The organism is Devosia sp. ZW T5_3 (assembly GCF_044987315.1).
Classification (GTDB): Bacteria; Pseudomonadota; Alphaproteobacteria; order Rhizobiales; family Devosiaceae; genus Devosia.
Genome location: NZ_JBJDRE010000005.1, coordinates 236,516 through 251,121, shown reverse-complemented (window position 1 = coordinate 251,121; position 14,606 = coordinate 236,516). Strand labels below are relative to the sequence as shown.

General features: G+C 63.4%; 14 protein-coding genes. 8 read left to right on the top strand and 6 right to left on the bottom strand.

The window, feature by feature from the left end; genetic code table 11:
* Positions 1-14 precede the first annotated feature (14 nt).
* The 4 genes from ACI3KW_RS08725 to ACI3KW_RS08710 form a co-directional block, all read right to left on the bottom strand.
* Complete coding sequence (locus tag ACI3KW_RS08725) at positions 15-1,259, bottom strand: sugar ABC transporter permease (protein ID WP_404847737.1); 1,245 nt, start codon at positions 1,257-1,259, stop codon at positions 15-17.
* A complete protein-coding gene (locus ACI3KW_RS08720; protein ID WP_262170086.1) occupies positions 1,256-2,044 on the bottom strand; it encodes an ATP-binding cassette domain-containing protein in 789 nt (262 codons plus the stop codon). Before ACI3KW_RS08720 ends, ACI3KW_RS08725 begins: the two co-directional genes overlap by 4 nt.
* 67 nt (positions 2,045-2,111) lie before the next feature.
* Positions 2,112-3,179, bottom strand: coding sequence for a sugar ABC transporter substrate-binding protein (locus ACI3KW_RS08715; RefSeq protein WP_404847736.1), 1,068 nt, complete (start codon positions 3,177-3,179; stop codon positions 2,112-2,114).
* Positions 3,180-3,309: 130 nt separating this feature from the next.
* On the bottom strand, positions 3,310-4,194 hold the full coding sequence (locus ACI3KW_RS08710; RefSeq protein ID WP_262170090.1) for an AraC family transcriptional regulator: 885 nt from the start codon (positions 4,192-4,194) through the stop codon (positions 3,310-3,312).
* A gap of 280 nt (positions 4,195-4,474) precedes the next feature.
* Here ACI3KW_RS08710 and ACI3KW_RS08705 point away from each other — a divergent pair, with 280 nt between their 5' ends.
* The 8 genes from ACI3KW_RS08705 to ACI3KW_RS08670 all read left to right on the top strand — a co-directional run bounded on the left by ACI3KW_RS08705 (position 4,475) and on the right by ACI3KW_RS08670 (position 12,902).
* Positions 4,475-5,530 carry a LacI family DNA-binding transcriptional regulator gene (locus ACI3KW_RS08705; protein ID WP_404847735.1) on the top strand — a complete coding sequence of 352 codons (1,056 nt, stop codon included), beginning with the start codon at positions 4,475-4,477 and terminating at the stop codon, positions 5,528-5,530.
* A complete protein-coding gene (locus tag ACI3KW_RS08700; protein ID WP_404847734.1) occupies positions 5,527-7,137 on the top strand; it encodes an FAD-dependent oxidoreductase in 1,611 nt (536 codons plus the stop codon). The genes ACI3KW_RS08705 and ACI3KW_RS08700 overlap by 4 nt, the downstream gene beginning before the upstream one ends.
* A gap of 29 nt (positions 7,138-7,166) precedes the next feature.
* Positions 7,167-8,426 carry an ABC transporter substrate-binding protein gene (locus ACI3KW_RS08695; RefSeq protein ID WP_404847733.1) on the top strand — a complete coding sequence of 420 codons (1,260 nt, stop codon included), beginning with the start codon at positions 7,167-7,169 and terminating at the stop codon, positions 8,424-8,426.
* A gap of 56 nt (positions 8,427-8,482) precedes the next feature.
* On the top strand, positions 8,483-9,409 hold the full coding sequence (locus tag ACI3KW_RS08690; RefSeq protein ID WP_404847732.1) for a carbohydrate ABC transporter permease: 927 nt from the start codon (positions 8,483-8,485) through the stop codon (positions 9,407-9,409).
* Positions 9,399-10,241, top strand: a complete 843-nt coding sequence (locus ACI3KW_RS08685; RefSeq protein WP_404847731.1) for a carbohydrate ABC transporter permease — start codon at positions 9,399-9,401, stop codon at positions 10,239-10,241. Before ACI3KW_RS08690 ends, ACI3KW_RS08685 begins: the two co-directional genes overlap by 11 nt.
* A 4-nt stretch (positions 10,242-10,245) precedes the next feature.
* Positions 10,246-11,289, top strand: coding sequence for an ABC transporter ATP-binding protein (locus ACI3KW_RS08680; RefSeq protein WP_404847730.1), 1,044 nt, complete (start codon positions 10,246-10,248; stop codon positions 11,287-11,289).
* A 43-nt stretch (positions 11,290-11,332) separates the two neighbouring features.
* Complete coding sequence (locus ACI3KW_RS08675) at positions 11,333-12,301, top strand: acetylxylan esterase (protein ID WP_404847729.1); 969 nt, start codon at positions 11,333-11,335, stop codon at positions 12,299-12,301.
* An 88-nt stretch (positions 12,302-12,389) separates the two neighbouring features.
* Entirely contained in the window at positions 12,390-12,902 is a 513-nt protein-coding gene (locus ACI3KW_RS08670) for a DUF3597 domain-containing protein (RefSeq protein ID WP_404847728.1), read from the top strand.
* Between the two features lie 41 nt (positions 12,903-12,943).
* On the opposite strand, the gene ACI3KW_RS08665 is transcribed toward ACI3KW_RS08670, so the two are convergent.
* Together ACI3KW_RS08665 and ACI3KW_RS08660 are read right to left on the bottom strand one after the other, a co-directional pair.
* A complete protein-coding gene (locus tag ACI3KW_RS08665; RefSeq protein ID WP_404847727.1) occupies positions 12,944-13,975 on the bottom strand; it encodes a MerR family transcriptional regulator in 1,032 nt (343 codons plus the stop codon).
* 86 nt (positions 13,976-14,061) lie between these two features.
* A complete protein-coding gene (locus tag ACI3KW_RS08660) occupies positions 14,062-14,604 on the bottom strand; it encodes a flavin reductase (protein WP_390888806.1) in 543 nt (180 codons plus the stop codon).
* Positions 14,605-14,606: the final 2 nt, after the last annotated feature.

The window sequence follows — 14,606 nt, the reverse complement described above, 5'->3', positions numbered from 1 at the left end:
GAAGGGATGGCCGCTCAGGCGCGGCCATGGGAGGCGCGCGAACGGCGGGCCAGGGAGTCGACGATAACCGCGATGGCAAGGACGCCGCCGGTGATCATGTAGCGCAGCGAGGAGCTGAGATCGAGCAGGGTCAGGCCACTGGCGATGGACTGGATGACGATGACGCCCAGCAGGGCCGAATAGGCACTGCCCCGGCCGCCAAAGAGGCTGGTGCCACCGATCACCGCTGCGGCGATAGCGTTGAGATTGACGTCACCCGTGCCCGCCTGCTGGCTGGCCGAGGCTAGGCGCGAGGCGGCCAGAATGCCGCCCAGGGAGGCGAACATGGCGCAGAAGACGAAGGCGCTGGTATAGATGGCTTTGACGTTAATACCGGCGCGGCGGGCGGCTTCGCGATTGCCGCCAACGGCGGTCATGGAGCGGCCCCATTGGGTGCGGGTCAGCGCATAATTCATGCCCACGACCAGCACGACGAAGAGCCCGAACATCCATGGCACGCCACGGGCCTGGTTGAGATAGGCCACGGCCAATTCCAACCCGATGGTGACCACGGCGGCGCGCAGGATGACGCCGGTGAGCGAGTGGGCGGAGAGCCCCGCTGCTCGCCGCCGCGCGGCCGTGCGATAGCCGGTGATCAGCATGGCAAGGCCGGGCAGAGCCGCCAGGGCATGGGAGGCCCAGGCCGGCATGGTCAGCAATTGGCCGAAATTTACCAGCGGGGAGCCATAGGGCAGATTGATCGAGCCCGTGCCACCGAGCAGGTAAAGCTGGAGGCCCAGCACCGCCAGCAGGCCCGCCAGAGTGGCGACGAAACTGGGCATGCCGAAGCGGTTGTAGAGTTGGGCATAGAGCAGGCCAATCAGCCCGCCGACGACGATGGCGGCGAGAATGGCGAGGGCCACGGGCCAGCCCTGGTTGACCCAGAGCACGCCAAGCAGCGCCGAGGAAAAGCCGCTGACCGAGCCGATGGAGAGGTCGATTTCGCCCACCATCAGCATCAGCACCACCCCCAGCGCGATGACGCCGACAGTGGAGGAATCGAACAGCAGATTGACCAGGTTCGCGCTCGACAGGAAGACTGGGTTGAGGGCGGTGAAGACCGTCCAGATGACGATGAGGCCGATGACCACCGGCAGCGCGCCGAGATCGCCGCTGCGCACCCGATCCCAAAAGGCGCGGATGGCGCCGCTGGCGCCTTCATCATGTCTCACCCGGATGTCGGCGCGGTCGAGCGGGGTGGGGTTTTCCGTGCCGGTCATGGCCGTGCCTCCTCGTTGGTGCGTCGGCCCGCACGGCGGGATACGGAATTGTCGGAGGCGCCGGTGATGGCACCCACGAGGTCCGCATTGGAGGCATCGGGATAGAAGACGCCGCTATTGCGGCCCAGCCGCAGCACGACGATGCGGTCGGCAACGGCGCGCACGTCTTCCATATTATGGCTGATCATCACCACGCCCAGCCCCCGGTCGCGGACGCGTTCGATGAGGTTGAGCACTTCGGCCGTCTGGGCCACGCCCAGGGCGGCGGTGGGTTCGTCGAGCAGGATGAGCTTGGGGTCGAGCAGCAGCGAGCGGGCGATGGCGACGGTTTGGCGCTGGCCGCCCGAGAGGGACGCCACGGCTTCGCGAACGCTGGGGATGCGCGCGGAAAGTTCGTTGAGCAGCTTCCAGGCGCGGATTTCCATGGCGACTTCGTCGAGCTGGAGCGGGTTGATCTCCTTGCCGAGAAAGATATTGGCGACGACGTCGAGATTTTCGCAGAGCGCCAGATCCTGGAATACGGTGGCGATGCCCAGCGACAAGGCTGCTGCGGGATTGGGCAGGCTCACCTCCTTGCCGCCGAAACTGATGGTGCCGGAGCTGGGCGCGTGTACGCCGGAGAGGATTTTGACCAGGGTGGATTTGCCCGCGCCATTGTCGCCCACCAGGGCCACGACCTCGCCTGCATTCACATCAAGGTCGATATCGGTGAGGGCGGAAACGGCGCCGAAATTCTTGGAAATGCCGCGCAGGCTGAGCACCGGCGCCTGGGAAATATCTGTCATGGCTGGGCCTCGATGGGGAGCCGAAAGTCGATCCGCCCGGCCCCCGGATGAGGGCCGGACGGGGTGATTACTGAATGATCCCAAGGGCTTTGCAGCCCTCGACATAGCGATCGACGCAGAGCACGTCGGCCGCCACGATATTCTTGTCGATGATCTCGGCCTTGAGATTTTCGGCCGTAACCACGGCTGGGGTGAAGAGCTGGGAGGGCGTGTCGTAAAGGCTCATTTCGGCTTTGGGCGTCTCGCCCTTGAGCAGCTGCACCGCGATATTGGCAGCAGCGGCGGCGACGATCTCGCTGGGCTTGGAGATGGTATTGTATTGATCGCCCGCGATAATCAGCTGCAGGGCGGCGATGGTGGCGTCATTGCCGGTGACCGGGGGAACGGGGTCGACACCGGCGGCCTTGAAGGCGGCGATGGCGCCGCCACCGGTGCCGTCATTGGCCGCGACGACGCCGACGATCTGGCTGCCGAAGCGGGTGATCTGGCCACTGGCCCATTGCTGGGCCTTGGGCGGAGCCCAGTCCGGGGTGTCGAATTCGGCCAGGGTTTTGTAGCCGCTTTCGGCGAGACCGGCATGAATGCCGTCCTTGATCAGGCCCGCTGCGGCGTCGGTCGGGGAGCCGTTTATCTGCAGGATTCCGCCGCTATCGGGTAACACACTGTTAGCCTTGAGATGCGCAACCAGCGATTCAGCGATCGCTTTGCCAATGCCTTCGTTGTTGAACGAGACATAGAAGTCGGCCTTGGCATCGGGGATGGGCCGATCATAGGCGATGACCTTGACGCCCTGGCTTTGGGCCAGCGAGACGAGCGAGGCAGCGGCGGCGGAGTCGACGGGGTCGAGCACGATGACCTTGGCGCCCTGGGTGATCACCGAATTGAACTGCTGCTGCTGTTTGGTCGCGTCAGCATCGGCGTTCTGGTAGATGACCTTGCAGGTCTCGCAGAGCTTTTTCATCTCGGCGATGAAGCCGGGGGAGTCGTGTTCCTCGTAACGGGTCGAGGCCTGGTCGGGCATCAGGAAGGCGACGGTGGCATTGGCGATATCGGCCGCCTGGGCGAAGGCCGCCGTGCTGCCGAGCAGGAACAGGGCGGATGCCGCTGCGCTGCGTTTCCATGCGGATGTGGTCATGTGGTTTCCTCCATTTGCAGCCTTGGGCTGCGGATTTTTGAGACACGCGTTTGCTATCGCGGGGCGCTTAGAGCGCGCCCGCGTCTGGTCATTCGGCAATATGGTTCTTCCTCCCTTGGTCCTCCGATAATCAGGCGGCTTCGGCCGCTCTTGCATTGGCCGCCAGCAATGTGCGGAAGCGCGAGGGCGGCATGCCCTTTTGCGTCAGGAACTGGCGGTTGAAATTGGACAGATTGTTGAAGCCCACCGCGTAACAAATCTCGATGATGGGCATGGCTTCGTCGCTCATCAGCAGCTGGCAGGCCAGATTGATGCGCAGCCGATTGACATATTGCACCAGCGCCATGCCGGTATGGCGGCGGAAGCTGCGCGAGAAGGCGCTGGCGCTTTGCCCGGCAATGGCGGCCAGATCGCTCTCGTTGAATGGCTCGGTGAGATGGCCGCCGATATGGGCCAGAACCTTGTTGATGCCCACCGACATATAGCCGGAGGGGTCGGGCAGGTAGCGCGAGCTGGCCAAAGTCCTGATGTCGCTGGCCCGGCTCAAGGCGCCCATGACGCCGATGAACAATTCGATGCGCCGCACGCCCTGGGCCTCGATCAGCTCTTCGAGAGCCGGGGCGATTTCGGCGGCGGTTTGCGGGGAGAAAAGAGCCCCGTGCCGGCTGCGCTCGAGCACCCGCTCGAAGGCGCCGAGCTCGGGCAGGACCTTGATCGTATTGCCGATGAAATCCTCGGAAAACTGCACGATGCGGCAGCGCAGCGGAACACTCGCGCCATCGGGTAATTCGCTGACCCAGTTATGCGGCAGGTTGGGACCGGTCAGCACCAGATTGCCCGGCTCGAATTCGCCGATGAAGTCGCCGACGAAATAGCGGCCACGAGTGGCAACGACGTGGTGCAGTTCGTATTCTGGATGAAAGTGCCAGCGGACGGTGTGAAACGGATAGCCGTGCGACCAGGCCTTGAAGGACTCGCCGCGCCGGATCTGGACGACTTCGAGATCAGGTTCCATCCATCTCTCCCCTGGCCTGCCAAAAGAGGCAATGCCGCTAACAGGCCGGTTTGCCCGGTTCTCTGCATATTGGGAGCTTAGGCCCGCAATAGCGCCGCCGCCACCACAGAGCAGGCGTCTCACCGATACTTTTTTGACCTTTATGGCTGCCAAACTGCCCCATGATGGGGAGTGAGGCCGTATTCCGGTGCCGTTGGCGAGCCTCTTGACAGTGCAAAATCAAAACTGCTAATGCGTAACACTAACAGCTAATACGAATTAGCGGAATGAGGAGACGGACGTGTCCGCATCGCGGCGGTTGACCCAGAGAGACATTGCCCAATTGGCCGGCGTCAGCCAGGCGACGGTGTCGCTCGTGCTCAACGAGGCTAAGTCCGCGCAGGGCCGCATTCCGCCCGAAACCCGCGAACGGGTGCTCAAGGCCATTCGCGATACCGGCTATGTCGCCGATCCGATCGCGCGCAGCATGGTCAAGGGCGCCAATCGCATTCTGGGCGTCTTCACCTATGAGCCCGCCTTCCCGATTGCACAGGCCGACTTTTATACCCCGTTCCTGATGGGCATCGAGGAAGCCGCCGAGAGCCTGGGCTATGACCTGCTGCTGATGACCGCCTCGGCGCGCGACAATAGCGGCCGCAAACGCATTTTCGGGGAATCCGGGCGGCTGCGGCTGGCCGATGGCTGCCTGATCCTGGGCAGCCAGTTCGATCGCGATGAACTGGCCCAGCTGGTGGCCGGGGACTATCCCTATGTTGCGGTGGGCCGGCGCGACGATGCCGGCGGGCCGGTGCGCTATGTCGGCGCCGACTATATTGCCGCGACCAAGACCCTGGTCGACCAGGCGCTGGCCAAGGGACACCGGCAGTTTGCCTTTATCGGCACGACGGGCCCGGCCGAATCCATCGCCGACCGCTGGCATGGCTTCCAGAGCGCAATCAAGGGCAGAGCCGAGCTGGTCCATGTCGATGCCATCGAGAATGGCGAGCCGGCACGGCAATTGGCCGAGGTTCGCGCCAGCGGCGCAACGGTCGTGTTTTTTGCCGAAGTGCTGGAGGCCGTGGCCTTCGACACTTACGCCCGGGCGCAAGGCGTCAAAATCCCGAGCGATCTTTCCATCGTGGTGCTGGGCAGCGGCACGCGCACCCATACGCTGCGCCTGCACCGCGCCTTCACCTGCTACGCCATTCCCCGCGAGGAGATGGGGCGGCAGGCGGCCGCCATGCTGGTGCAGACCCTGCTCGACCCCAGCCAGGTGCCGCAAGTGCTGCTGACCTGCGAAATCGTGGCGGGCGAAACGCTCGCTCCTCCCAATGCAAAGAAAGACAGTTTGAAGTGACAGAATACAACGCGGATATCCTGGTGGTCGGCGGCGGGCTTGGCGGCGTGGCGGCAGCTTTGGGCGCCTTGCGCAATGGGCGCAGCGTCATCCTGAGCGAGGAATTCGACTGGATCGGTGGCCAGCTGACCAGCCAGGCCGTGCCGCCGGACGAGCATACCTGGGTCGAGCAATTCGGCATCACCGCCAGCTATCGCGCCCTGCGCACCGGCGTGCGGCAATATTATCGTGACCATTATCCGCTGAGCGAAGCCGCGCGGGCCGATCTGACACTCAATCCGGGCGACGGCAATGTGTCTCGCCTGTGCCACGAGCCGCGGGTGTCGCTGGCGGTGATGGAAGCCATGCTGGCGCCCTATGCGGCGGGCGGCAAGCTGACGATTTTGAAGCCCTATGTGCCCATTGCCGCCGACGTGGACGGCGACGTGGTGCGGGCGGTTACGCTGCGCCATCGCGACACCGGCCGCACGGTGACCTGTTCGGCGCGCTATGTCATCGATGCGACCGAATTGGGCGACCTGCTGCCGTTGACCGCGACGGAATATGTCACCGGCTTTGAGGCGCAGTCCGAAACCGGCGAACCCAGTGCGCCGGCCGAAGCGCAACCGCACAACCAGCAGGCCGTTTCGATCTGCTTTGCCGTCGACCATGTGGATGGCAACCATGTCATCGACAAGCCGGCGCGCTACGACCACTGGCGGCAGGTGGCGCCCGCATTCTGGGGTGGCCCGCTGCTCAGCTGGGACTCGCCCAATCCGCGCACGCTGGAGCGCAGCCGGCGGTTTTTCGATCCCAATCCGGTCGACAATGCCACCCGCGAAGTGGCCGACCAGCGCGCCAGCGCAGGCGACATGAGCCTTTGGATTTTCCGTCGCATTGCCGCGCGGCACAATTTCCGGCCCGGCGCCTATGCCAGCGATATCTGCCTCGTGAACTGGCCGATGATCGACTATTTCGAGGCCCCGATCATCGACGTGACGCCTGAGCAATATGCCCAGCGGCTGGCTGATGCGGCGAGTCTCTCCTATTCCATGTTCTATTGGATGCAGACCGAGGCGCCCCGCCCCGATGGCGGCCAGGGTTTCCCCGGCCTGCGGCTGCGCGGCGACATTACCGGCACCGAGCATGGCCTGGCCATGGCGCCTTATATCCGCGAAAGCCGCCGTATCCGGGCGGTGACCACCGTGCTGGAGCAGGATCTGTCGCTTGCCGTGCGCGGCGATCGTGGGGCGGTGCATTATCGCGACAGCATCGGGGTGGGCATGTACCGCATCGATCTGCATCCCTCGACCGGTGGCGACAATTACATCGATGTGGGCGCCTGCCCGTTCGAAATTCCGCTGGGCTCGCTCATTCCGCGCCGGGTGACCAACCTTCTGGCGGCGTCCAAGAATATCGGCACCACCCACATCACCAATGGCTGCTACCGGTTGCATCCGGTGGAGTGGAACATCGGCGAAGTGGCGGGGATGCTGGCGGCGCATTGTCTTGACACCGGCCAAACCCCGCATGGCGTGCAGCAAGACGACAAGCGGCTGGCCAAATTCCAAAGCCATATCGAGCACCAGGGCGTGGAATGCCACTGGCCCGATATTTCTGGCTATTAGCTAATACGCATAATCAGGGAGGATCTTTTATGCGCAGGACTATGCTGAAAACCACATTGGCCGCTCTGGCGGTGACGACGGGGCTGGTCGCCCCGGCCTTGTCGCAGGAATTGCGGATGGCGATCTGGAGTGCCAACGAGGCCCATCTGGCCTTGTTCAACGAGATTGCCGACGAATTCGAAGCCAGCCATCCCGGCGTTACCGTCACCTATGACTCGCTGGCATTCGAAGGCTATGTGACGACCCTGACCACCCAGATCGCCGGCGGCAATCCGCCGGATCTGGCCTGGCTGTTCGACACGACGGCGCCCGATTTCATGGCGGCCGGCGCGCTCTATCCGCTGACCGACACTTTCGCCAAGACCGAAGGCTATGACATTGCCGACTTCCCGCCCGCCACGCTCACCGCCTGGTCGCGCGATGGCGTGCAATATCTCTATCCGTTCTCGACCTCGCCGTTTGGCGTGTTCGTCAACAATGACATGGTCAAGGCGGCAGGCGCCAAGACCCCGGCCGAGCTGATCGCGGCCGACGAATGGACCTGGGACAATGCTATTGCCACGGCGGCGACGGTTGCCGCCACCGGCAAGCAGGGTCTGGTGATCCGCGATTTCGAATACAAGGCCTGGGAAAACCTGGCGGAGATCTATGCCGGCTGGGGTGCTCATCCCTGGTCGGAAGATACCAAAACCTGCGCGTTCAACAGCCAGGAAATGATCGATGCCATGACCTTCATCCATGACGCGATCTTTGTGAAAAAGGCCATGCCCGGCCCCGGCGTTTCGGCTGACTTCTTTGCCGGCGACGCAGCCATGACCACGACCCAGATCAGCCGCGCGTCCTTGCTGCCCAAGGACGACAAGGCGTTTGATTGGGACCTGGTGCCGCTGCCCAGCGGCCCGATCGGGGAATATGCCTGGGTTGGCCGGGCCGGCATCGGCGTGCTGGCCAATGGCAAGAATCCCGAGCTGGCGGCCGAGTTCCTCGCCTTCTTCTCGTCCAAGGACAATGTGGCAAAGCTGGCCCGTTTCTTCCCGCCGGCCCGCCAGAGCCTGCTGACCGCCGATGTGCTTTCGGCCGCCAATCCGCTGCTGACCAAGGAGCAGATCGAGGCCGTGGTGATCCGCGGAGTGGCGACCGGTCAGTCGACGCAACAGGTGCCCAATTTTGCCCAGTTGCAGCAGACCGTGCGAGCCGGTCTTGATGGGCTGTGGCAGCCAGAAGCCAACATCCCGGGCGTGCTGAATACGCTGTGCGATCGGCTCAATCCGCTGCTGGCGGCAAACTGAACTAGACTGTCGTCGACTGTCCCTCCCCATGCATGGGGAGGGAAAAGGAAACATGCATGACCATTGCCCTTGATACATCGCAGGCGCAGCGCAAGCGCGGGTTCTGGACCATGGCGCGGCGCGATGCGGCCACCGGATATCTGTTCATCGCGCCACAGCTGATCGGCATCATCATCTTCGTGCTGATCCCGCTGGCTCTGGTGTTCTGGTATTCGCTGCATGAATGGAACGTGCTGGCGGGTTCGTTTCGCTTCACCGGCGCGGCCAATTACGAAAAGCTGCTGAGCGACCCGGCCATTGGCGAAGTGATGAGTGTCACCGCCGTGTTCTCGGCGGGGTTGGCGCTGCTCAATATGAGTCTGGCGTTGGGGCTGGCGCTGCTGCTCAATCAGAAGCTGGCGTTCATGACCGTGTTCCGCACGCTGTTCTTTTCGCCGGTCGTGGTGTCGCTGGTGGCCTGGACCATTGTCTGGAGCTTCCTGCTGCAGAGCAATGGCGGCATTAACGGGCTGTTGCAGATGATTGGCGTGGAAGGCCCCAATTGGCTGCGCAATCCGACCACCGCGATGATCTCGGTGATCGTCGTGCAGGCGCTCAAGAATGTGGGCCTCAACATGATCCTGTTTCTGGCGGCGCTGCAGGGCGTGCCGCGCGAGCTGTTCGAGGCTGCGCGGGTCGATGGCGTGCCGCGCTTCAAGCAATTTTACCGCATCACCCTGCCGATGATCAGCCCGACCATTCTGTTGGCGTCGATCGTCACCATTGTGGGGGCGCTGCAGGTGTTCGCGCAGATCATGATCCTGACCCAGGGCGGGCCCGGCTTCTCCACCACGGTTCTGGTCTATTACCTCTATCAGCAGGCCTTCCAGTTTTACCTGTTCGGCTATGGCTCGACGCTGTCCATCGTCCTGCTGGTCATTGTCGGCGCGCTCACCTTCATCCAGTGGCAGTTGCGCAGAAAGTTCGTGTTCTATGAAAACTGAGCTCAGCCCCCGCGCGCAGGCGCTGGCCTATTTGACGCTTTGCATTCTGCTCATCCCCTTTGTCTTTCCGACCTGGTGGATGGTCACTTCATCGGTGAAGCCCGTCAGCCAGATCTTCGCCTTTCCGCCTGATATCTGGCCGCGCGCCTTTGATTTTTCGTCCTATTCGGACGTGTTCAAGATTCAGCCTTTCGCGCTGCAATATTGGAACTCGGCCTATATCGCTGCGATCGTTACGGTCGGCACGATGATCGTGGCGTCGATGGCGGGCTATGCCTTTGCGCGCATCAAATTCCCCTTCGCCAATGCCATTTTCATGGTGGTGCTGGTGGGGCTGTTGATCCCGTCCGAAGTGACGCTGGTGCCGCTGTTCCAGCTGTTTTTGAAATGGGGCATGATCAATACGCATTGGCCGCTGATCCTGGTTCCGATCTTTGGCGCCCCGGCGGTGTTTGCCACGTTCATCATGCGGCAGTTCTTCATTTCGCTGCCGGTGGAACTGGAAGAAGCCGCACGGGTCGATGGGCTGGGGCGGTTCAAGATTTTCTGGACCATCGCCCTGCCGCTGGCCCGCCCGGCTTTGGCCGCCGTCGCCATCTTCACGTTCCTCGGCAGCTGGAACCTTTATCTCGAACCCATCGTCTTCATCTCGAGCGCCGACAAATTCACCCTGCCCCAGGCGCTGACCCAATTCACCGACGCCTATGGCGGGCCGATGTGGAACATCCAGCTCGCCGCCGCGACCATGACGGCCATTCCGGTCCTCATCGTCTTCATCGTCGCCCAGAAGCAGTTCGTCGAGGGCTTGGCTCATACCGGGCTCAAAGGATAATTTAATGGCACCCGTTACCCTTTCATCCGTCAAGAAGAGCTATGGCGAACTGGCCACTATTCATGGCGTTGATATTGACATTGCCGATGGCGAATTCGTCGTGCTGGTTGGCCCTTCTGGCTGCGGCAAATCCACCCTGTTGCGCATGATTGCGGGGCTTGAAACCATTACCGGGGGCGAAATCTCGATCGGTGGCCGCGTGGTCAATGAGCTCGAGCCCAAGGACCGCGACATCGCCATGGTGTTCCAGAATTATGCGCTCTATCCGCATATGACGGTCGCCAAGAACATGGCGTTTTCGCTCGAGCATCGCGGCGGCAGCAAGGCCGAGATTGCCGAGCGGGTAAGCTGGGCCGCCGATATTCTGGGGCTCAAGCCGCTGCTGGAGCGCTTTCCGCGCCAGCTATCGGGCGGACAGCGCCAGCGCGTCGCCATGGGCCGCGCCATTGTGCGCAATCCGCAGGTGTTTCTGTTCGACGAGCCGCTGAGCAATCTGGACGCCAAGCTGCGCGTGGTCATGCGCGGGGAGATCAAGGGGCTGCACCAGCGGCTGGGGGTGACCACGGTTTACGTCACCCATGACCAGGTCGAGGCCATGACCATGGCCGACAAGATCGTGGTGATGAATGCCGGCCGGGTCGAGCAATTCGGCGCCCCGCTCGATCTTTATGACCGGCCCGCCAATCCCTTTGTGGCCGGCTTTATCGGCTCTCCATCGATGAATTTCATCGAGGGCCAGCTCACGCCCAATGGCTTTGTGGCCAAGGGCGTTGTGCTGCCTCTGCCGCCCGGCCCGATTGCAGGCGAGGCGATCTATGGTATCCGCCCCGAGCATTTCGAGCTGGTCAGCGATGGCCTGCCCGCCAAAGTGCTGCTGGTCGAGCCCATGGGGTCGGAAACCCAGGTCACCATGACGATTGGCGAACATCAGGTGATCGGGGTGTTCCGCGAGCGGCTGCGGGCCGAGCCGGGCGCAACCATTCATGTGGCGCCGCAATTGAACGCTGTGCATCTGTTTGACGCGGCGAGCGGCAAGCGGTTGAACTAGGCTATAAGCCTTATCGTCCGAGGGGACGAAACAGGGATTCGACATGCCGTTTAACGACCTTACCCATCCAGCGCTCGATGCCTATCGCAGCGCCGTGCAAGTGCCTGCCGATTTCGATGCCTTCTGGGCCGGGACGCTGAACGAAGCCCGCAGCTTTGGCGGCGAAGCGGTGCTGGCGCGGCTTGATTCGCCGCTACGGCTGATCGAAGCCTATGACGTGTCGTTTCCCGGCTTTGGCGGGCATCCGATCCGTGGCTGGCTGCTGCTGCCGACCAAGCGGCGCGATCCGCTGCCGCTGGTGGTGCAATATGTGGGTTATGGCGGCGGGCGCGGCTTTGCCCATGAATTGCTGCACTATGCGGCGGCCGGCTTTGCCTATTTCCGCATGGATACGCGCGGCCAGGGCAGTGGCTGGAGCCCGGGGGAGACACCCGATCCCATCGGTAGCACGCCGCAAATTCCGGGCATGATGACCAAGGGCATTCTGAACCCGGCCGATTATTATTATCGCCGGCTGTTCACCGACGCGGTTCGCGCGCTGGATGCGTTGTTGCCGCTGTCGTTCATCGACCCGGAGCGGGTCGGGGTGACCGGCGGCAGCCAGGGCGGTGGCGTGGCTCTGGCAGTCGCGGGGCTTGATTCCCGGGTCAAGGCGCTCTCGACCGATGTGCCGTTCCTCTGCGATTTCCCCCGCGCCGTGCGCATTGCCGCACGCGACCCCTATGGCGAGATCGCACGGTTTCTCGCCACCCATCGCGACAAGACCGATGCCGTGTTCGACACGCTGCGCTATTTCGACGGCGTATGCTTTGCCGAACGCGCCCGGGCGCCGGCGCTATTCTCCGCCGCGCTGATGGACAATGTCTGCCCGCCCTCAACGGTCTATGCCGCCCATGCTGCCTATGGCGGGCCCAAGACCATGGTGGATTACGAATTCAACGACCATGAGGGCGGCGGACCCTATCAGCAATTGCGGCAGTTGGCCTGGTTGCAGGAGGCGCTGGGGGTCTAGCGGGCGGGCGAAGCAGAGTTCCTTGTCTTCTGGGGTGCGGTCGCGGCATAGTCATGGCGCATATCGCACACCAGGAGAGGAAACTACGATGGGACTGTTCGACGATATCAAGGCCAAGATCTTTGGCGCCCCCAAGCCCGCAGCGCCGGTGAATACGACAGCCGCGGCGGAAATGGCCAAGTCGATCGGCCTTGCCGCCGCCAATCGAGTCGGCGCCTCGGTCGCGGGCGCCCCAGCCAAGCCGGCTGCCGCCCCGTCGGCAGCCGACACCCTGGTTGCGCAGGCAGCGCCGAGCGCTGCCGCGGCTCCCGCCGCTCCCAAAGTCCCGCCTGCTGCGGCCAGCGATGTGGATGTGGCGGCCATCCTCGATGCGGCAGTAGCCAAGAGCGGGCAGAAACTCGACTGGCGCAAATCCATTGTGGACCTGCTGAAAGCGCTGGGGCTCGACAGCAGCCTATCGGCCCGCAAGAAGCTGGCGGCGGAACTGGCCTATACGGGCGACACCGACGATTCCGCCAAGATGAATATCTGGCTGCACAAGCAGGTGCTGCAGAAGCTGGCCGCCAATGGCGGCACGGTTCCGGCCGATCTGCTGGACTAAAATTGCAGAGGCCCCGCCCTATCGGACGGGGCCTTCGACTTTCAGGCGACGTGCGGCCGCCAGGCGATAACGCCTTCGGTGCGGGCCCGTACTTCGGGCGAGGCGAGGCACGTGGCGACGGCTTCGTAGCCGGCAGCGCCGGGATAGGGCGCGACCAGGGTTGGCGGGCTGTGATTGGCTGGGCAGAGCACGATGGCCTCATCCGCGCCTACTGCAGTCAGATCGAGAATGGCGCAGGAGCGGGTCATCAGGAAAAGCGGCCGCGCTTCGGGTCCACGGCGTCGCAAATGGGCGATCACCGCTTCCTGGGTAGTCTGGCCCAGACCCTGCTCCACCATGTCGACGACCAGAATCACCGGGCCTTCGATTTCGAGACCCACGATGAGCGCGGTGAGCGCCGCTGATGGCGTGGCCCCATCCTCGGTTAGCCAGGCTAGGGCCTGTTCAACACGGGCGTTCAAGGCTGTGTCTTTGGCCAGATGGCTTTCGGCCGCCTCGCCCGCGATGAGGCGATCCAGCCCGAGAAAAGCCGCGCCGGGTGTGGTTGCGGCAATGGCTTGAGCCAGCCGCGTCTTGCCGCTGCCCAATGGGCCGATGATGTAGGTGAGCGGTTTGATGGCTGCCAGTTCGAACCGCTCACCGCCCCAAGGCCAGGGCAGGTCGAGGGCGATTTCGATTTGGCTGGCTGGGCTCAATAGAGCCGGCAATTCCCCGGCGGCCGGGGCCTGTCCGCGGGCGAGATCGGCGCGGAGATTGCGGACTTTGTCGACCGTGCCGGCAAGCTGGCGCAGGCGGCTTTCGAGCGCGGCCTGGTGCGCAGCCAGAGCTGGTTCGAGACAATCGGGCTCGCCGTTGAAGACCTGCGCCACCTGGGACAGGCTCAGACCAAGGGCGCGTAGAGCGGCGATTTCGGCGGCCTGGGCCATTTCGGCTGGCCCATAGGTGCGCCAATTTGCTGTTGTGCGGACCGGCGCCAGCAGACCGCGTTGTTCGTAAAGACGCAGGGCCTTGGCTGATACGCCGAGCCGGCGGGCGGCTGCGGCGGCATTGATAAATTGGGCGGAAGAGCTCACGACTCACCTCGCTATTGGCTGACCGCACCTGTTTGGGCCCGGTCCCAAGGGCCGGGTCAATAGGATTAGCGAGTGAGCCGCGACGCCTAGTGACCGACCGGGCCGGTGAGGTGGCGGTAGGCGCCGTGCCAATAGAGCAATGGCTGGGCTTCGCCGCGGACGGTGATGGCGCGGACGCGGCCGATCAGGATGGAATGGGAATGGCGGTCGATGGCTTCGTCGAGCTCGCAATCGAGCACGGTCAGCGCATCGGACAGAGCCGATGTTCCGGTGACCAATTCCTGCCAATCGGCGCCTTGATAGCGCTCATTTCCCTTTACCCCGCCGCGGCCGGCGAAGCGGTCGGCGATGTGTTGCTGATCATGCGCCAGCACGTTGACGGCAAAGGTGCCGTAGCGCTGCAGCACCGGCCATGAGGAGGAATTGCGATTGAGGCTGACCAGCACCGAGGGCGGCTCGATCGAGAGCGAAGAGACCGAGGTGGCGGTGAAACCCGTCCGGTCCTCGCCGCGGCCCACCGTGATGACGCTGACCGCGCCAGCAAGATGGCGCATGGAGTCCTTGAACTGACCGACATCTACGGCAAGCTGCTGCGGTGGCGCAAAGCTGGCGAAATCCAATATCGACATCG

Bases quoted from the DNA above. Each gene is read 5' to 3' on its own strand.
- ACI3KW_RS08725 (WP_404847737.1), bottom strand. From the start codon at position 1,259: ATGACCGGCACGGAAAACCCCACCCCGCTCGACCGCGCCGACATCCGG.
- ACI3KW_RS08720 (WP_262170086.1), bottom strand. From the start codon at position 2,044: ATGACAGATATTTCCCAGGCGCCGGTGCTCAGCCTGCGCGGCATTTCC.
- ACI3KW_RS08715 (WP_404847736.1), bottom strand. From the start codon at position 3,179: ATGACCACATCCGCATGGAAACGCAGCGCAGCGGCATCCGCCCTGTTC.
- ACI3KW_RS08710 (WP_262170090.1), bottom strand. From the start codon at position 4,194: ATGGAACCTGATCTCGAAGTCGTCCAGATCCGGCGCGGCGAGTCCTTC.
- ACI3KW_RS08695 (WP_404847733.1), top strand. From the start codon at position 7,167: ATGCGCAGGACTATGCTGAAAACCACATTGGCCGCTCTGGCGGTGACG.
- ACI3KW_RS08690 (WP_404847732.1), top strand. From the start codon at position 8,483: ATGACCATTGCCCTTGATACATCGCAGGCGCAGCGCAAGCGCGGGTTC.
- ACI3KW_RS08685 (WP_404847731.1), top strand. From the start codon at position 9,399: ATGAAAACTGAGCTCAGCCCCCGCGCGCAGGCGCTGGCCTATTTGACG.
- ACI3KW_RS08680 (WP_404847730.1), top strand. From the start codon at position 10,246: ATGGCACCCGTTACCCTTTCATCCGTCAAGAAGAGCTATGGCGAACTG.
- ACI3KW_RS08675 (WP_404847729.1), top strand. From the start codon at position 11,333: ATGCCGTTTAACGACCTTACCCATCCAGCGCTCGATGCCTATCGCAGC.
- ACI3KW_RS08670 (WP_404847728.1), top strand. From the start codon at position 12,390: ATGGGACTGTTCGACGATATCAAGGCCAAGATCTTTGGCGCCCCCAAG.
- ACI3KW_RS08660 (WP_390888806.1), bottom strand. From the start codon at position 14,604: ATGTCGATATTGGATTTCGCCAGCTTTGCGCCACCGCAGCAGCTTGCC.